The 21,241-nt window shown below is 40.1% G+C and carries 6 protein-coding genes; 4 read left to right on the top strand and 2 right to left on the bottom strand.

The window, feature by feature from the left end; translation table 11 throughout:
• The first annotated feature begins 46 nt into the window (after positions 1 to 46).
• On the top strand, positions 47 to 1,318 hold the full coding sequence (gene bioA / locus ACI6PS_RS08090) for an adenosylmethionine--8-amino-7-oxononanoate transaminase (RefSeq protein WP_421012049.1): 1,272 nt from the start codon (positions 47 to 49) through the stop codon (positions 1,316 to 1,318).
• 130 nt (positions 1,319 to 1,448) lie between these two features.
• Entirely contained in the window at positions 1,449 to 2,606 is a 1,158-nt protein-coding gene (locus ACI6PS_RS08085) for a beta-ketoacyl synthase N-terminal-like domain-containing protein (protein ID WP_421012048.1), read from the top strand.
• 272 nt (positions 2,607 to 2,878) lie between these two features.
• On the opposite strand, the gene ACI6PS_RS08080 is transcribed toward ACI6PS_RS08085, so the two are convergent.
• Together ACI6PS_RS08080 and ACI6PS_RS08075 are read right to left on the bottom strand one after the other, a co-directional pair.
• Entirely contained in the window at positions 2,879 to 8,461 is a 5,583-nt protein-coding gene (locus tag ACI6PS_RS08080) for an Ig-like domain-containing protein (RefSeq protein ID WP_421012047.1), read from the bottom strand.
• Between the two features lie 719 nt (positions 8,462 to 9,180).
• A complete protein-coding gene (locus ACI6PS_RS08075) occupies positions 9,181 to 9,660 on the bottom strand; it encodes a regulatory protein RecX (protein WP_421012046.1) in 480 nt (159 codons plus the stop codon).
• A gap of 519 nt (positions 9,661 to 10,179) precedes the next feature.
• Here ACI6PS_RS08075 and ACI6PS_RS08070 point away from each other — a divergent pair.
• Positions 10,180 to 15,477 (top strand): T9SS sorting signal type C domain-containing protein, encoded by a 5,298-nt coding sequence (locus ACI6PS_RS08070; protein ID WP_421012045.1) that lies wholly within the window; start codon positions 10,180 to 10,182, stop codon positions 15,475 to 15,477.
• Between the two features lie 254 nt (positions 15,478 to 15,731).
• Positions 15,732 to 20,774 carry a choice-of-anchor D domain-containing protein gene (locus tag ACI6PS_RS08065; RefSeq protein ID WP_421012044.1) on the top strand — a complete coding sequence of 1,681 codons (5,043 nt, stop codon included), beginning with the start codon at positions 15,732 to 15,734 and terminating at the stop codon, positions 20,772 to 20,774.
• The last annotated feature ends 467 nt before the right edge of the window (positions 20,775 to 21,241 follow it).

Here is a 21,241-nt window from a genome sequence, read left to right as displayed (position 1 = left end):
TGTGATGTCTTTCTTCTTGCTTCTTTCCTCTTTTATCTAAAACGAAATGAATTTAGTAGAAAAAGACAGCCAATACCTTTGGCATCCTTATACACAACACAAAACCGCCACACCTCCTATTGCGATTGCTAGAGGGAAAGACGCCTTGCTTTGGGACGAAAACGGAAAGGAATATATTGATGCGATTGCATCGTGGTGGGTCAATCCATTCGGGCATTCGAATCAATTTATTGCCGATGCGATTTATAAGCAACTGACCACTTTGGAGCACGTTCTGTTTGGAGGTTTTACCCACAGTCCGGCGATTGAAGTGGCGGAAAAATTGATGGAGATACTTCCGAGCAATCAGCAAAAAATATTCTTTTCGGACAATGGTTCGACTTCGGTTGAAGTGGCGATTAAGGTGGCGTTGCAGTATTTCTTCAACAAGGGAGAAAAAAGGACTACGATCATTGCATTTGAAAATGCATTTCATGGGGATACTTTTGCGGCGATGGCGGCGAGTGGAATTTCGTTTTATACACAGGCTTTTCAAGGGATGTTTATTGATGTGGTTCGGATTCCGGTTCCTGTAAAAGGGAAAGAAGAAGCGAGCTATGAAGCTTTGAAAACTGTAATTGCGAATCATAATTGTGCTGGATTTATATTTGAGCCTTTGGTTCAGGGAGCGGCCGGAATGGTGATGTATGCACCTGAGGCATTGGATGTACTGCTTCAAATTTGCAAGGAAAAGAATGTACTGACCATTGCCGATGAAGTAATGACGGGATTTGGCAAAACTGGGAAGAACTTCGCCTGCGATTACATCAAAGGTCAGCCTGATATGATGTGTCTTTCAAAGGCCTTGACAGGTGGCACGATTCCGATGGCGATAACAACTTTTACACAGGAGCTGTTTGATGCTTTTTATGATGATGACATCAACAAGGCGTTGTTTCACGGACATACTTTTACGGCAAATCCGACGGGCTGTGCGGCGGCTTTGGCGAGTTTAGAGTTGTTGCAATCTGATAAAATACAGCAGAGCATTATTCGTGTAAACGAAAGGCATCTGGCTTTTGAAGAGCATATAAAGCAACATCCGAGAGTGAAGACTACAAGAGTGTTGGGAACTATTTTTGCATTGGAAATTACAATTGAAAACGAGGAAAGCTATTATGGTTCGATGCGCACGAAGTTATATAATTTCTTTATTGAGAAAGGCGTGATCCTACGGCCGGTTGGGAATATTGTTTACATTCTTCCGCCTTATATCATTACGGATGAGCAGTTGGAAAAAGTGTATTCTATTGTTGAAGAAGCTTTGGAAATAGTTTAATTTTGCAACAGCTTTTTAAGCCACGAATTCACTAATTTAAAATCTCTTCTTATTTTTAATTTGAATAGACTTGAATTTATATCTAGAGATTAGTGCATTCGTGGTACAATATTCACCTAAATAATTTACGTTGTCTCCAATTATCTCCATAATATCGATTGCTTCTGTTTCGCCTTTAGGGAATGACCCAAAAATGATTTGGGAAAATTACTTGAAGGACGAACACCTTTTTATACAGAAAGCATTTGGCGGGCAGACTGCATTTGCTTCTGTTTTAGACGATGACTCTAAAGAAAAAGTAGCGTTGTTAAAGCAATCGGATATCAAATACAAAGCGTTGGACAACTCGGTTTTGTTCGCGATGGTGGCTTCGCGTGAAGCGGTGAAGAAAGCGAATTGGACGAAGGATGACTTGTTTGGGATCAACATTGGTTCTTCGCGTGGGGCGACGGAATTGTTTGAGAAGCACTTTCAGGAATATCTTGAGAGTGGGAAAGCACAGACGCTGGCCTCTCCTACTACTACTTTGGGGAATATCTCTTCCTGGATTGCACATGATTTACAGAGTGAGGGTCCGGAAGTTTCGCATTCCATTACTTGTTCTACGGCTTTGCATGCCTTGTTGAATGGCGTGGCGTGGCTTCGTGCCGGGATGGTGGATAAGTTCTTGGTAGGTGGCAGTGAAGCGCCGTTGACGCCTTTTACTATTGCGCAGATGAAGGCGATGAAGATTTATGCCAAGGAAGAACAGGAATATCCGTGCAGGGCTTTTGATTTGGAGAAGAAACGCAACTCGATGATTCTGGGTGAAGGTGCTTCGGTGTGTTGTTTGGAGATGGGCGAAAGCGAAAATGCTTTGGCACACATCATCGGGATTGGGTATGCGACGGAAATCTTGGAGCATAACATTTCCATATCTGCGGAAGCGGACTGCTTTCAGAAATCGATGAAGATGGCGTTGAAGGAGGCTTCGGTTGAGGAGGTTGACGTGATTGTGATGCATGCTCCTGGGACGATTAAGGGAGATTCATCGGAGTATAGGGCGATTGAGCGTGTCTTTGGCGAAAGCCTGCCCTTGCTGACTACTAATAAATGGAAGATTGGCCATACCTTTGGCGCTTCGGGGATGCTGAGTATTGAAATGGCACTCCTGATGATGGAACACGACTACTTTATTGATGTTCCTTTTTTATCAAAACAAAATACTACTAAAAGCATCAGGACTGTGCTGATTAATGCGGTTGGTTTTGGTGGTAATGCGGTGAGTATCTTGCTTAGGAAGACTTGAGTTTTGTTTTTTGCGGAAGGCTGAACGCTTTTGGCGGATGCTAGAATGCTTTTGGCGGAAGGCAGAATGCTTTTTGCGGAGGGCAGAATGCTTTTGGCGGAAGGCTGAACGCTTTTGGCGGAAGGCAGAATGCTTTTGGCGGATGTCAGAATGTTTTTTGCGGAAGGCAGAATGCTTTTTACGGAAGCCTTAAATTATTTTATACGCTTGGTTTAATAAAAAAATCCCACTGCTTTTGGCAATGGGATTTTAGGTTAGGGTAATATGGATTACTAATTCATAATTACTTTTTTGACTACTTCGGCTTTCGTATCTGTAATTACTTTTACGATTACTACCTGGTTTGAAGCATTCAATTGTGTTGTTGAGAAGCTTGTAGCGTTGATTTTAGACTTATCGAAGATTATTTTTCCTAACAAATCGTAAACGGTTACTTGCTCTATTGATTGGTCTTTTGATTTGATGTCAATTTGGTTTCCGTTTCCGAATACTATAATTGAATTTTCATCAACTGCTGGGTTGTCGATTCCCAACTCGGCCGCAGGAACGTAACGCAATACGAAACGATCGTTGAAAGTTCCTGGTATTGTTGTGAATGTATAATCACTTTCTTTCAGGTTGTGAACGATGTTGAATGCTTTGTCTTCCAAATATACATTTTGTCCTTCAAATAATCCGTCGAAATGGTCGATGCCAATTTTCAATGTTCCTGTTAGGGTTGTTTTGTATCCTAGAGGCACTTGGTCTTGGTTATTGAAAGGCAAAGCACGTCCTTGGATGGTTAATTTCTTCTCTTCTAAAAGGGAATACATTGATACTGTTCCACCGCTGAAAACATCTGCATCGAAACGAGAGTCTAGGCCATTTGTAGCATTTTCTATATACCCTACCATTAATTGGTTGAAGGCATTGTTAGCTCCGGTCATGTTTAACCAAACTCTGTGTTTTCCTGTTGTTTCCCAGTTTTGATTTGGGTCTGAAGGATTTGGTCTGAAGAATTGGTTGTTTTCTCCTCCTTGTCTAACACGCATTGCGTTATTGAACCTTACTTGAGTTCCTGTTGGGTTTGACACTTTTCCTTTTACAAAGAATGATTGACCTGAAGCGATTTTAAAATCGTCTCCATTATTTACTCCCAATGAGTTGGTTTGTGGTCCTGCTGCTACTAATCCTGCTGCGTTTACTGTTACATAATCACTAGCTGAATAGGTATAAACTTGGCTACCGTTGCTTACTGGCACTATGGCTGAATTGTGCGACCATAGATAGATTGCTCCTTCGATTACATCTGCATTAGTGGCCATAAATGTACTTACCTCTATTGCTGAAGCATACGGATTACCGATTAGATTCCATTTATTATCTGCTCCATTGGCAACGGTAACTTCTTTTACTCCATTGTTTGGTCTTCCTATAAATATTGATTCCCATGTATCTCTGATAGTAGGATTTGTGCTATAGGATTGTGGTGCTCTCACGATGTAGCCTATACCTGGTTCCATTAGAGTGGTAGAACTTGCTGGCTGTGGAAGGGTTGTCCAAGCTTGCGTAGTACTGTTCCAGCTGTAGAATTTATCAAACAATGTAAATGGTGAAACATCTTTTAATCTGAATGATTCTACTGGGGAAGACCAGTATGTAAAATCATAACGGTACATCGGTTGTGCGTTTCTCATTGCGGTAAACGAAGCTGGCAAACCTGTATAAGTAGCATCATCATCTACTTGAACCAATGCTCCGTTGTTTTCGACGATAATCTTACCTCCATCTTCAACCACGATATTTTCTACGACTGTAAGTGTTTGATTTGATTTTACCGTTAATGTTGTTCCTGCTTTTACTGTGCAGGTACATACTTCAAGACTCGTTTCGATGTTGATATTGCTTTGAATTTCTACAGCACGCTCGTTAGGTCCTGTTGTCCATCCTGTACTATTGTAAATTACGTTTATAGGAACCAAATTCATTCTTACTTGAGCTTCTCCTCCATTTTCGATGGTGCGGATCTCAATGGTTGAATTAGGTCCAAGGCAATAAACTCCAACTAGATTATTCATGTCGGTACCATTATACCATCCGCCATAGTTTACTACTTCTACACCATTTACAAAGACCATTGTTGCATCATCCCATGCTACCATTCTTAGCTCGTAGCTTCCTGCTGGAAAGCCTCTTCTTTTTTGGATGAAGGTAAAATTGTCATTCCCAACTGGACAACCTTGATAGGCTGTATTTGTTGGAGTGGTTGTTGCAGTTGAAGGCGAAGCGTTGATTCCCCATGCTGTGGTAGTGTTAACACTAACCGTATTTTGTGTATAAAATCCTTTGTAGTTTGAAAGTGATGGCGTCATGCTTGTTTCGTTGAATGCATATACATTCCACGCATTGCTTCCAAAAACAGTTGGATTACCTGCTACCGACCCCATTGCTACTACAGCAGTTACTCCTGAAGTAGGGCTTTGACATGTACCATCGATTGCTCTTACCCAATAAGTGGTTTGTTGGGTTGGTGAAACTGTTATTGACGCTCCGTTTTGATTTGCTATTGGATTAGTCCCTACAACAGAACCCGTTCCCCATTGATAAGTAACTCCTGTTCCTGTAGCTCCTACTGCCGTAAGGGTAGTTGGACTGCCTGCACATACGGTAAGATTTCCGCTGATTGAGGTTGGTGCAGTTGCAGTTGGCGTACACATTGTATAGTTGAACGATATAGTTGCACCACCTGCGTTTTCATAAAATTCCAAAATCAAATCTGTGCTTCCATTTAGGTAGATGCTTGCTGATGCAGTTGTTGGGCCATGGTCGTTCCAGTCTGCTAACACCTCAGTTCCGTTGACGCTTAGCCTATAACCATCATCCCCAGATACTGTAAAGGTATAGTATCCTGCTGGGAAGTTTTTTCTCATTTTATGTCTTATGGCGAAAGTATCATAATATGTACCGCACATGTAAGGTCCAGAAATAGCTCCTCCACCGTAGTTATGAGTAAATGTTGGGTTAGACTCCAATATATATCCTTTGTATTTGCTTGATTGGAATTGGTTGTTGATGTCGAAACCAACAGAATTATCATACACATATCCTATCCAGCTGTCTATACCGAAAGCTGCTTGATCGCCTGTTGGCGCACAAGTTTCTGCAATCTCATCGGCTCCCATAGTTGGTGCTGGGATGTATCTTTGATGTCCGTCGATATCGTGTGTGATTCCAGTTTGTGAAACGGTAACACCTGTTAGATACTGAACGTTCACGGTGGATGTTGGCACTAGGTGAAGATCGCTGTTTTCATTAACAAAAACTGGTTGAACTGTTGTTGAGTGTACGTCTTTGCCAACACCAGTTGTATTGGATTTCCATTCGGCCATAGTAGCAATGTAAGTAGGGTTTTGTGCACTCACATTACTTATGCTTCCTCTTATTCCTATAATACCTTGTGAATAATAGTTGTTGTAATCCAAATAAGCAAAAGTACTGGCTGCATAATTAACTATTGCAATTGCGGCTTTACCTGGGCCTGAATAAGTAAGGTTGTTGTTAAAGATATTATTTCTAACATCTAGATCAACAGCGCTATCAGTAAGGAAAGCAGCTGATATTCCTGTTGTTTGGGTTTGTTGCTTTAAGTTAACTGTATTGTGATAGATTTTAAATCCAGATCCGCTTTCTGTAACTATACCATATGCTCCTTGTGTCCATGAAGAGCTTCCAGGGGCTTGAACGTCTGTAATAAAGTTATTGCTTACGGTTATATTCACAGGATTAGTTCCTACGTTTGATTTTAACCAGATACCTGATATAGTTTGCTCTGATGAAGCTCTTTTTATATCATATATAGTATTGTTATAAACCCTACCATTGCTACCATATACATAAATTGCTCTATAATGGTCTGCGGTAAAAGTAGAATTTACACTCTTTATTTCGTTTTTATATACTTGAAAGTTAGTTACTCCATTCAAGTAAATAGGATTATGAGTTTTAGAATCAATACCTGGATTAAAAACTTTTCCGAATGTATTATCATGAATCATCACACCAGTAGAAGATATGCTACTATTGTTTAAATAGATACCTTGAATCACCCTACTGCTAAAATTATTACCTTCAATTATAAGATTGGTATTTGTATTGTTGGCTGCGCCTCCAATAATACTGTCTGACCCAGAATAGATACCAGCAGAAAAAGTAGAGTTAGCATTATCATTTCCTTGGGCGATGTCAAGATTTCTGATTACGATATTATCTGTATTGTTTGCAAGCCAGATTACTGTTCTGTGATTACCACCAGAATTATTTGGGTCATTATTGACTAAAGTAAGATTACTGCTTCCATTTTGACCTTCAAAAATGATATTATCTGCTCCATTCAATTTAAACAATGCTTTAGGATGGATTAGATTGTAGCTCACTGTAACATTGTTAACTCTTACAGTAACATCAAGATTAGCAGCTGGCTTAAACGTTACCGTATTGGTGGTTGTAGTATTGATGGTGGCTCCGTTTATTTCCAATGGAAATACCTCTCCGTTTGCATTTCCATCCACGTTTTGATACAGAGTATTTGTTAACAAGAATGTAACTGCACAATTAACTCCATTTGCATTCAAATAATTAACTGCCTGTGTAAGCGTTGTGAAATGCCCGCCTGTTCCAACATAGTAATCACCACACAAAGGTCCTGAAGTTGGTGTTTGTGGCTGAACTGTTAGACTTACTTGCACATAGGAAGAAGCTCCGTAAACAGTTTGGATTCGGTAAGTAAAACTGTCAGTACCGACATAACCAGCTGTTGGCGTATACCGAATTGTATTATTAGCATTAACTGTAACTGTTCCGTGCGTTGGGTTTGTTGTATTGATTGCAGTTACAGATGTTGCTGAACCTAGATTGTCATTAGATAAAACGTTTAAATCAGCCAAACCATTCATTGGAGCGGTTAAGTTATCCGCTACGGCCGTTGGCAGTATTGGAGCTGTTACATTAACCGTTACCGTAGCTTCATTCGAAACACTATTGGTTCCGTACTTAATCCTGTATTTAAATGTATTTGTTCCTGTAAAAGCAGAAGCTGGAGTATACGTTATTTGATTGGTGGTATTATTCACTGCGACATTACCATTTGCCGGTCCTTGTCCTGTAACAATTTCAACACCTGTAGCTAAATTATTGTTGGTGTCGTTACTCAACACATTTATGGTCACTGCTTGGTTTTGCAATGTGGTTGCATTATCGTTAACTGCTGTTGGAACTGGAGGTGTTGCCGATGTAACAGTTCCGGTAATCATTGGACCTGTAGCTCCACCCCAGCTATGACGTATTTGAAAAGTATTCCATGTACGATATGCATACACTCTTATATAAACTGTTTCGTTAGCCAAAACAGGATTAACAGATGAAAAGCTATTAGCAGGTATATTAGTGGATGTCCAGTTTCCATTAGTTGATGTTTCTCCTAGCAATGTATAAACATTAGTAGAAAAAGATGGATCTTTAGAATAGCGTATTTGAAAAACACCATTACCTTTATGTTCAAAATTAAATGCTGATAAATTAATTTGATGACCCGTTGATGGTTTTACAATGAACTCAATGTATCTCGCTGTATCAATTAAGCCATTACTAGCTTGTGTAGGCCATTGAGGATTAGGCCATCCTCCAGTTTCAAAAAATTGATTCCATTGCCCATTATTAGACATACTTATTGAATTAGGCTTATTGATGTTAGCTGATACAACATTAGCAACAGTGGTAGCTGAAAATCCATCTAAGCCTCCATTCCATCTAACTAATTCCTGTGCAAATCCAAAAATTGGCAAGAAAGCCACAACCAATAACAATAAATTTTTTTTCATAATAGAATTACTTTTGGGGGTAAAAAAGTAGGTTCAAGACAGGGATATTTGCCTTAGAACACGTCAAAAGTAATTCCACGTACGGGGTGAATCATAGCTTTGGATGCAGTAAATTCAATGTTTTCGATGAGTTGTAGAATAAAGTCGGCGAAATGCACTTTTTACGAAAACGATTTCGTAAAAAAAGCTACAAAAAGATCAAAATCTTAATGATTTCTTTAAAAAAGGGAGATTCTTTTTTGTAAGCAAAAACCGAATAGAAAATTATAATTCGTTGCAAAATAGAAGAATAAAAGCACGTAAGCTAGACGACGAATTATTGAAAGAATTAATATTTACTTATCGTTTATTTGAATCAGAATAAGTAAAAGTTGTGACGATATTATTCTATTTGAATGAAATAAATATATTTTGGAGGATGCATTATTTATGCTAAAGCATGTATTGGGATACCCATAAGGAAAAGTTGGGTTTGGCATGAATTACATTGCAAGTTGATACGCTATGGGTACGGTATGGCTATGCCTGTAAATAACATTAAATTGGTTTTGGAAGGAAGAGTCTTAAAAGAACGAGTGCTCTTTTTTCAGATGTTGTAAAGTTATGTTTTCTGAAAAAAGTGGTTCTAGAAATTATCCAAAAATAAAAAATTAGTGACTAAACACTATACATTGCTTTTATATTTTAAATAAATTTTATTGGCTAATTAAATAACATCTTTACAGGTTCGCTTCTAAATCTTTTACTTTCTCATAAATCATATTGCTCTCATACCCTTTTCGAAGGAGGAAATCACAAAATTTTTTGCGCTTTTTTAAAGAATCACGCTCATGCATATTCTGCCAATGATTATCCGCCAATTTATGGAAAGTAGAAAAATATTCTTCTGCTTCAATTTCCTTTAAGGCTATATCAATATTGTACTTCGAAATACTTCTAAACTTTAACTCGTTGACAATTCTAATCTTACCCCAAGATTTTATTCGGTGTTTCCCTCTAGCAAAACTGCATGCAAAGCGTTCCTCGTTCAAGAAATTGTTGTCCAAGAGATGTACGATTATCAAGTCAATAGCCTCGGGAATCATTCTCATTAATCGTAGTTTTTCTACAACCTCATAATGGCAACGCTCCTGGTAAGCACAATAATATTCTAATTTTTGTTTGGCTTCGTCAACAGTGTATGTTTTTACTGAATTCATTTGAACTTTTTGTGGAATGACAATGCTTCAAATGTACCATTTACTCACTGGATGCAATAGTTTTTTCATGAAATTTTTTTATTTAAGTGAATTTCAATAAGTACAGTGATTTTTAAGAAGAACAATTACTTTAAATCTGTTCTTAAAAAAGGAATTGTGGTCTTGGCATTGTTTTTATTATTTTAAGAATAAAAATACCTACAAATAGGTATTTTTAAAAGCTATAAATTTTGTTTCTTTACCAAAATAATGTCAAGGAATTGTTTTAAGAAATAAAATTGTGATTATTGAATTGCTATTTACAGAATTAATGGATTTTTAAATCATTTAATTGCAAGAACACTGTTTTTTAACAAAAAAATCAAATCGTGCATTTCAACAATTTTTTTTAACCTTTCATCGATTTTTTATATATTTATACCCGATTTACAGATTCCCCAAATCTGCTTTTGAACACAATCTGCTTTCTGATTTTTCAGGAAATAATTTGTTGTGGTTTTAATTTAACCCCTATAAATTATGAATTGGAAAATTACATTAGCATTAGTATTAACTTCCTTAATTAGTTATGCACAGGAAATAAATGTGCGCGTTGGTACTACCAGTTATGCTACAGGAACTGGAACCTACACTTTTGCCACGGCTGTACCATCCGGAAACAACTCAACTGCGGTTACTTTCAACATTCAGAACACTCAAGCATCTACAACGTTAAACCTAACAGCCAATCCAAAAATTGCAGTAGGTGGAGTAGACGAATCGATGTTTACAGTGAATGAAAGTGCTACCTCTTCAAGTATTGCAGGGGGAACAAATACCACTTTTACAGTGACTTTTTCTCCTACATCCGTTGGAGCAAAAGAAGCCTTTTTGACCATAGAGAATGATGATGCCGATGAATCTACCTACATAGTCATTTTAAAGGGAACTGGTTTGCCAAGCAAAGCCTCAAGCATAATAACGACACCTTCCTATGTTTACCCAACCAACATCCCTTACATAAACTATCAAGCTGATGATGTTACTATTGACAATTCTGTTGAAGTAGGGAGCTTTACCATCAGCGACGGTAACGGTACAAATGATACAGACAATCTGCCAACTACGCTTACCAATATAACATTTGCATTATCCAATTCAGCAAATATTAGGTCTGTTGCCCTTTATGACGGAGTTACAGAAGTTGGTGAAGATATGGACGGCGCGGCAAGCATTACTTTCAGCGATTTATCCTTGGCTGCTCCAGATAACGGAACCAAGACATTTACAATTAGGGTAACCTATAATGAATTGGTAACCGATGGTATAATTCCCGTGTTTACAGTAACAGCTGCAGGAGCATTATCAACAGGATCTACTTTTGCATTTACCCATGCAGGAACAACTTCTGCTAATGGTTCAAGAGCTGTAACATCATCTACGTCTCCTAATAACAGAATTGATGTTGTAGCCACAAAACTAGAATTTGTTCAAGAACCTAGCGACACCGATACTTTTGTTGCCATGGCTCCAGCTGTCACTATGCAAGCAGTTGATGCTCTCGGTAATCGTGATACCGGTTATCATACTATTCCCGTGATTCTTACTACGACAGGAAGCTTTAATACAGTAGGAACACCTGTTAATGTTGCCAATAGAAATACCGCCTCTGGACTGGCAACTTTTGCATCTATCGTACATAATACAGCAGGAACAGGATTTACCTTGACCGCAACTTCAACCACCTTGGCACCCGCTGTGTCTACAGAATTTGACATAGGTCTAGCGTCAGGGGCAAGTAATTATTTCCGTAGTAGGGTCGTTTCAGGAGACTGGGGAACCGCAAGTAGCTGGGAAACTTCGCACAACAATGTAGACAGTTGGATAGTTTCCACCTTGGTTCCAAACCAATTTTCAAGAGGGATCTTGATTCAGCCAGGACACACGATAACTTGTACTACTACCATAGTTGCCGATCAGATAATAGTAGAAACTGGCGCCACTCTTACTTTAGAAACGGGTGCCAACTTTACTTTAAACAATGGTGCAACCGATCTTACAGTTCGTGGTACTTTTAATTACAATAATGGAACATTTACTCAAGCTACGGGAGCAAGAGCAAGTTTTGGAGCAACTGGGGTTTACAATCACAACATAGCTTCTGCAACCCTAACTTTCCCTAATGCGGCATGGAATGCGGCTTCTATCTGTAACATAATAGGACTTAACAACGTTACGCCAATTACCGCAAGTAATGCAAACCAGTCCTTTGGTATTTTAAATTGGAACAATCCAAACCAAGGAGCTCCAGTTGTCATGAATAATAGTGCTTTTAAAGTACTTGGCAAACTTAACATAGGAACTACTACTTCTAACGCAAACAACATCATCTGCATCAATGACTCTGGTACGCACACCAATACAATCACAGGACTAAATCTTGCTAACGGTAAATTAATCGTTTCTAATGGAACAGGAAGCAACACTCTTGCACTTTCTGGTATCACCACAATTACAGGTGGAGAATTTATCGCTTCAAAAGGATCTGGAACTGTCACCATAAATGCAACAAATGTTTTTAATATTAGCGCAGGGAAATTCATATTAATCGATAACGCTAACAGTGGTAATGTAAATTTCAACCTATCAATAAATAGAAATTTCAACTTGTCTGGAACAGGAGCGGTGCTTTTGGAAAATGTTTCTTCTTCAACCGGAGTTGCCAATCTAACATTAAACAACAGCTTTGTTTCTACATCTCTTGCCTCGCCTGCTATTGATTTCGGAACAGGAGATGTTACAGGAAACGTCATCAACGTTAGAAGAAATTTTTCTAAAACTGAAAACGGTACTTTTACAACTTCGTCTGCAACTCCTGCAAAGGGATTTGTATTTTTCTATGCAGGAACGCAAACCTTTAATTATACCGGAACAAATTCGTCTTCTGTTTCCTATACTGTAAATTCTGGGACCACATTATCAATGTCGTCTAATCTTACTTTTGGATCAGCCGCTGGGGCAGAATCTGTTTTTACGGTTCTAAATGGTGGAAGAATTAACTTGGGCGCTAGAGTAATTACAGGAAACGCAACACATTCACGTGTAGCTTTCGAATCAGGCTCTACCCTTTCTACAACTAACACAGGTGGTATTGGTGGCGTAGGATCAGTAGGTTCCTTTCAAGGGTTTGCAAGTGTGAACACCACTCCTGCAACGGGAAGGCTTTCACTTCCTGCAAACGTGAATTATATTTTAGCAGGTTCAACCACTACCCCATTCCCGGTTGGTGCAGGAATCGTTTTTGGTAATCCGGCAACAGTAACTACTTCTGCTAATATTACTTCTAACATGACTACTCCTCTGACGATAAATACAGCCTTCAACGTCCTGAGCTATACTTTCAAGCTGGCATCTGGATCAAGCAATAATTTAATCCTAAACAATGCCGCATTAAATGTTACTGGGGCTTTTGACAATAATGGTGAAAATCAAGTTCTAAATGGCGGAGGTTCTCCATCTGTAAACATCAATGGAAGATTTATTACCCGCGATGAACAAGGATTTGTGGGTGCTAATGCCGCTATCCCAACAATTTCTCCTGTTTTAGGTCCAATAAGTACTATTGAATATGGCCGTGCAGGAGCTCAACCAGTTCAAGCATCTCCGTCATACGCTAATCTGACTCTTACAGGAAGTGGCACCAAGACATTGCTTGGAAACACTGCGATTTCCACAAAACTTACCATAGCCAGTCCCGTTATATTGGAGGCTCAAACATTTGCTGCCGGTGGAGCTTCTACAGCTTTAACCATGACAGGAACATCGCAATATAAAATATCTGGAACAGGCGTTAAGCCAGATGCTGCAGGCACATACACTTTAGCAAGTACTTCTAAAATTGAATTTTATGGTGCTGGAAATGCCATCGAAATCCGATTGGGTTCTCCTACTATCAATTATGGAAGAATCGATATCAATGGAACAAACATCTCTAATAATAGTGCAACCCAAGGAATACAGTTTGTAGCTGCATCTGCTATTTTCACGGTTAAGAATGGTGCTACATTCAAATTCAAAAACACGGATGGTTTTACAGGAAGCACAAGTACAGCAATTAGCAATGCGATCTTGGTAAATCCAATATTAGAAGCTGGTTCAACAGTAGAATATGCGGGAGCAGATCAAACGATAACGCCTTACAACATCAGCACAAACAACTCTTATAAAAAAGTGGCTGTATCTGGAACAGGAACTAAAACACTTGCCACAGACCCAATCCTTGTAAGGGATAATTTGACCGTTACTTCTAGCTTGCTTAAAATTGAAGGCAATAAATCGCTAACCGTTACTAATGGAATTACAACTGTAGATAACACTGCCACTGAAGGAATTCTAGTGGAAGACGACGGAAGCCTTGTTCAGGTTACAGTCGTTGATAATGAGCTTACCAATAACAATACTGGAAAAATAAAAGTCATGAGAACCACCACTCCTATGTATCGTTATGACTTTACTTATTGGGGTTCTCCTGTAAAGGGACATACTGTGAAGGATCTTTCTCCGATGACCCTTTTCGATAAGTTTATGTCATGGAATGCTGCTACTAGTGCATGGGTCATTATCCCTGTTGGCGCTGAGGCTATGGTTCCTGGCAAAGGATACGCCGTTAGAGCACCACAATCATTCTCTACAAATCCTGCAGTGAAAGTTCCCTATACTGGAAGCTTTACTGGAGTTCCAAACAACGGTAACGTTACTTATGCGACTTTTGGAAACGGAGCTTCTACACCAGAAAGATTCAATCTTCTAGGAAATCCATATCCATCAGCAATTGATATTGAGAAATTCTTATTGGCCAACAATACAAAACTGGAAGGAACAATTTATTTGTGGACGCACAATACTGCCTTGGACGGATATTCGTATAACAACAGTGATTATGCCGTTTATAACTTTTCAGGACCAACAACTACTTATCCATTAGGAAGCACGGGTGGTGCTACTAAATATTTAGCGGCAGGGCAAGGTTTCTATGTAAAAGGTATTTCGGCGGGTGCGTCAACAGTAACTTTTACAAATGCTATGAGAGAAGTGAGCAACAACAACAACTTCTTTAGACCAGCAGGAGAAAATAGCGCTTTCAATCAAGTAGAAACTACGCCTGAAAAACACAGAGTTTGGCTGAACCTTCGTAATAACGAAGAGGCTTTCAACCAAACACTAGTTGGTTATATCGAAAATGCTACAAATGGCATTGATTGGGGATATGATGGACCACAATTTGGAGGAACACAACTGAAACTTTATTCTATAGTGGAGGACAAAAACTTCACTATACAAGGAAAAGCGCTGCCGTTCACAACTGAAGATGAAGTGCCATTAGGCTACCAAAGTACGATAGCCGGTCCTTTAAACATAAGCATCGACCATTATGACGGATTATTTGAGTATCAGAATGTGTACTTGGAAGACAAATTATTAAACATTGTACACAACTTGAAAGAGTCTGAATATGCATTCACTTCAGAGATAGGAACTTTTGATGAGCGTTTTGTATTGCGTTATGCCCCATTTTCTGAACTAAGCAATCCAGATCATGAGCATATTGCAAATGGTGTATCGGTTTATAAAAACAACAATCAGATTACCGTTAAGTCGCAAATCGAAAACATACAGAACATTACAGTTTATGACCTTTTAGGAAGACAGGTTTTTAATGCTAAAAACGTGGGCACTAATTCATACAACATTACTGATGTGGTGCTTAATGAGCAACCACTTATCGTGAGAGCAACACTTGTTAACGGACAAGTTGTAAACAAAAAAATCGTTTACTAAAGCACAAATCAGAATTTCAGGAATCCCGTCTCAATCAAAAGAGACGGGATTTTTTTGCTTTATATCGAACCGATCACCTAAGAATTGCAAAAACTCTTGCGTTATCATCACTAACAATCAATTAACATCCCTAACGCTATAGTAAACAATTAATAACCAAAGTGTAATCCTTAGTTATCATTATTTCAGGACGCCGACCTTAATTTTGTTCGGTAAGTCAATCGATAAATTGAAGTAAAATAAAAGAACTTGATATGGGACAAAAAAATTACACATCCATCTTAAAACGAATGCTTGTAATGCTGAGCTTGATCGTATTTACGAATAGCTTTGGACAATATGCAGGAACAGGTACCTTCACAAAAATTACATCTTTAGCCCAATTGACCGATGGATACTATGTCATTACAAATGAAAGCGATGCCTTTCTGATGACAAATGGTCGATCTGGAACCGCTACAACTGGTTACTATCTAAGTGCATCAGTATCGCTAACCTCTGGAAACATTGTTAATCCTTCCGCAAATAATGTTTGGAAAATTGAAACTAACGGTTCAGGAAGAACAATATTTAATGAAGCGATTTCAAAATATGTAGGTTGGAGTTCGGGCAATGCCGCTTCCGCTGAAGACAATCCTGCCAACTCAAACAGATGGACATTTTCATATTCCAGCAGCAAGTTTACCGTAAACAATGTAAACACAAGTACAAGACAACTCTCCTATAACAATGGAGCACCAAGGTTTGCCGCTTATGACAATGCCAATCAGCATGAATTGCAACTGTATAAACTTGTAGAAACTTCTCCAACCATTACAGTTGGTTCTGCCATTTCAGGACTGGACTACGCACAAGGTTCCGGCCCATCAGTTGGAAAACCATTCACCTTGAGTGGCAGCAATCTTACCGCCAATATTACCCTTCAAGCGCCTACGAACTTTGAACTTTCTACGGCTATAAATGGGGTTTATTCTGATGTGTTGACGGTGAACCATTCCAGTGGAAGCGTTGCCGCCAATACAACACGCTATGTAAGGCTCAAAGCAGGTTTGACAGCTACAACATATTCAGGAAATATTACTGCCAACAGCACTGGAGCCACTCAAAAAACAATTGCCGTTAGCGGTACTGTTACTGCTCCTGCAATGACCATTGTAGCCAACCCAGATGTGGTGAATTTTGGAACAGTTCCAACGGGAACTACATCAGCGCCGCAAACAATTGCTATCACAGCACAAGCCCTTACTGGAAATATTGCCCTAAACTCAGAACATTCCGGTTTTCAAATCAGCTTGGACGGCACTACATGGAGCAGCCAACTGACACTAGTGAGGACGGCACAAAATGATTATTCCGGCACTATCCAAATACGTTACAACGCCACTACAACCGGGGCACAAAGCGGAAAGGTAACCCTAAATGTAGGAGGCATTACCTATGAAGAAATCAATTTCTCGGGAACTGGCCAATGTGCTGTCCTCCCGGCTACACCAGCCAACAGCTTCTCCACAAGCAACAACCCTTCTTGTGGTCCTGCTACCTTAGCCTATACGGGAACGGCACCTGCTGGAGAAACCTATTACTGGCAAACTACCGCCAATGATGTTTCAATAGCAACACCTATTACCTCCAACCAAATCATCAGTACAACTGGAAGCCGTTTTGTACGAGCAAGAAACAATACTACTCAGTGCTGGAGCGATGCGATAGAAAGTCCGCTAGTTACCATCAACACTGCGGTTTCAATAACAACACAACCTGTCAACAGGAGCATCCTAGTGGGTACCACTACCACATTTTCGGTTGTTGCAAGTGGTTCAGCAACGATAACCTATCAATGGCAACTTAACAACGGAAGCGAATGGACAGATATTCCAACTGCAACCGCAAACAGCTACACTACACCTGCAACCACAATGGACATGTCGGGCTATCAATACCGTGTAAACGTAACGAACAGTTGCGGCACTTTGACCTCAAATACTGCAACCCTTACCGTTTTCGAACCTACAATAGTGCTTACAAGTAATTTTTCTATATTTACTTATGCCTTAGGACAAGGACCTTCAACAAATCAAGTGTTTACAGTTTCAGGAACCAACCTGGCACAAAACATTACGATCAATGCTCCAACAGATTGGGAACTATCTACAAATGCTACCTTTACTACTCCTTTGGCAACCATCACATTGGTAAGAAATGCTTCTAATGCGGTATCCAACACCAGTATCTATGCCCGATTGAAGGCAGGGCTTCCACAAGCGATTTATTTAGGAACGGTGGAAGCAGTATCAACTAATGCCACTACTAAAACAGCCGTACTTAATGGTGAGGTCACCACTGCTGTTGCCTTTATTAACGTAGAAGCAAATCTGGGTTCATATCCGGATATAACCAATGGAACCAATGTTCCTGTTGGCACACAGAACACTCTTTTTGCAGCGCGAACAATTGGCACTTCAGAAGCGAAGTCCTACCGCATTCAAAACCTGGGTGGGGCTGTATTGAATCTTTCTGGCTTGACTATCACAGGTGCAAATGCAACTGACTTTTCCGTTACCACTCCCCCTCCATCAACGGTAGCTCCAGGAGCGACAGTTACTTTTGAAGTTACTTTTTCTCCAACTGCAATCGGTGAAAGAAATGCCATTGTCAACATCCCAAACAACAGTTCAAACATAAATTTGTTTGCCTTCAACATCAGGGGTACTGGAAATAATGCCATAATCGGCGTAAGCGGAAACGCTATAGCAATCAATAATGGCAGTACAACCATAAGCACAACCAATAATACATTGATTGGAAATGCCAACGCTAATACAACACAGCCTACCACAGAGAGCAAGCCTTTTACCATCAGCAACACTGGAAATGTAGCGCTATCGGTAACTAACATTACTGTCAGTGATGCGGTCAATTTCTCAGTGTCACCAACCACGGCAACTGTTGCGGCAGGTGCTTCGGCCACCTTCACCGTAACGTTCAACCCTGCTTCCATGGGAATAAAAAATGCTACTGTAAGCATCACAAACAATGACGTTACGGCAAATGCAAACCCTTTTACTTTTGCTGTTCAAGGTAATGCAACCCACTATATTCCTTGTGCTGCTGGAGAAGAAATAATATACGAAACCGGTTTTGAAGAAGCTGAGTTTACAACTCAAACCAACTATCAGCAAACCGTATTTGACGGACCGTCTGACAAACAATGGAAAACTTTTTACGGAACGCCAACTACTACTACTCCAGCACTATCAGGTTCTAAATGGATCCAAATGCGATTGTACAGCAATGGTAACATCGGTTATACCCAAACAGAATTTGACCTGAGCAATGTTACAAAAGTGGAATTCAGGGGAAAGTCAGCAAATGCCGAACTGGATCTTATGGTTTCCTATTCCATTGATGGAGGAAATACTTTTATCAATCCGGAAATCTTTGATATTACCCCAAATACTGCAACCTATAACAATCCTCCCGTGCTGACCTATGTGGTGAGTCCAACAGGAGAACATCCCAACGTACGCATACGTTTTACGGTATCAGGAACAGCACCAAACTCAGGAAACAAAGCAATCAGCTTAGATGATATCGTGATTTACGGTGGCATCAGCAATACAAAAACCTGGAATGGAACCGCATGGTCCGGTGATGGAGCACCGCCAACTGCTTCCCAAAAAGCCATCTTTGCGGGAGATTACGACACCGCTGTAAACGGAAATGTTACCGCCTGCGAATGTGAAGTACAGGCTGGCGTGACGCTTACCGTAGCACCAAAAACGACACCTATACTGGAAGAACGCTACCTGTCGGTAGAGAGCGAGATTGTAAACAACGGTACCATCGAAGTGCTTAACAATAATTCGCTTTATCAAACGAACGACTTTGCAAACAATACCGGAACCGGAAACATGATCATGCACCGCATCAGCCAACCCATGTACCGCTACGACCTTACTTATTGGAGCTCGCCGCTAACGGAAGCTTCGGGATATAAATTAGGAGGACATCCTACCATGAGTCTTTCCCCAATGACCATGTTTGATAAATTCTACAAGTGGGACCATGCCGCCGATCCGCAAGCTTGGGCTACCATCAACGTGGGTAATGAGGTTATGGTTCCCGGACGCGGATATGCCGTGCGTGCACCACAAAACTATTCTACAGACCCAAGCACAGTACAAAATTATACCGCCACCTTTATCGGAATCCCAAATAATGGATTGGTAGAACATGCCGTTACAGGAGGAACAGACAAGTGGAATCTTATCGGAAATCCATATCCTTCAGCACTAGATATCGAAAAGTTTTTATTGGAAAACAGAAACCTCTTGGAAGGAACTGTCTATCTATGGACGCACAACTCCCCCCTGTCACAATACCAATATACCGCACACGACTATGCCACCTTTAATTTCACAGGGCCGGTATCTACAAAACCTTCTGCTTCTCCGGGAAGCAACACCAATACCCCAACCCAGTATGTAGCTTCGGGTCAATCCTTCTTTGTAAAAGGAATCGCTTCCGGCAATGTTGTTTACCATAACGGAATGCGTGAAAAGGCACACAACCACACTTTCTTTAGGCCTGCCAACACTACTCCTGTCCAAAACTGGGACATGACTGGAAAACACCGCATCTGGCTGAACATCTTCAATACACAAGGCGCCTTTAACCAAACGTTGGTGGGCTATATGGAAAATGCCACAAACGGACTCGATTGGGGGTACGACGGAGAGCGCTTTAGCGGTAATCACGTAGCCTTGTATTCATTGCTGGACCAAAAGGAGCTTACCATCCAAGGAAGGGCATTGCCGTTCAACAATCAGGATGTCATCCCGATGGGCTACAACAATACCTTGACCGGAACACTGCAAATTGGCATTGACCATGTAGACGGAATTTTCGAAGGACAGGACATTTTCCTTGAAGATTTGACTTTGAATGTAACACACAACCTGAAAGATTCGGCCTATAGTTTCAATGCCGTTCCGGGGACTTTTAACGACCGTTTTGTGTTGAAATTCGTCAATACCAATTTGGGTACCGAAACTCCTGAGGCTGTCGCAAATGGCGTACTCGTATACAACAACAAGGGTGAAATCAACATCAAATCCACTTTCGAAAACATACAGGACGTTACCGTTTACGACCTCCTGGGGAGAGCGGTTTTTGAAAGCAAGAACAACAGCCAAAAGCAATTTTCTGCCTCCAACATCGTGATGAACGAGCAGGTGCTCATCGTAAAAGTAACCCTCGAAAACGGAGCAGTGGTAAGCAAGAAGATTGTGTATTGATAGCCTATTACATTAGGTTGATGGTTTGGAGAAATGCTTTGAGGTTTCCCATACTCCACATCCATACAGTTTTCATCACAATGCAGGAGAGATTACATAATATTTTAGATGCTACTTGGAAGTGACTTTTGGGGTTTATCCATACTCCACATCCGAAAAGTTGTCCTCTCGACGAAGGAGAGATCACATAATACATTTCAGATGTAGTTTGAGAAGATTCTTTGCGGAATACTTTATGAGGTTTCTTATAGAATTGCTTTACGGAGCTTCTTTATGCGATCTCTCCTGCGTCGAGATGACAAGATTGGGGTGAGAAGATTGGGGAGACAAGATTGGAGTCATTACATAATATTTAAAGATGCTACTTGGAAATGACTTTGAGGTTTTTCCATACTCCACATCCGCAAAGTTGTCCTCTCGACGAAGGAGAGATCACATAATATATTACAGATGTAGTTTGAGAAGAT

Source organism: Flavobacterium sp. PLA-1-15 (assembly GCF_049060005.1).
GTDB lineage: Bacteria > Bacteroidota > Bacteroidia > Flavobacteriales > Flavobacteriaceae > Flavobacterium.
The sequence above is the reverse complement of the archived record's forward strand: the minus strand, read 5'-3'. Positions and strand labels throughout refer to the sequence as shown.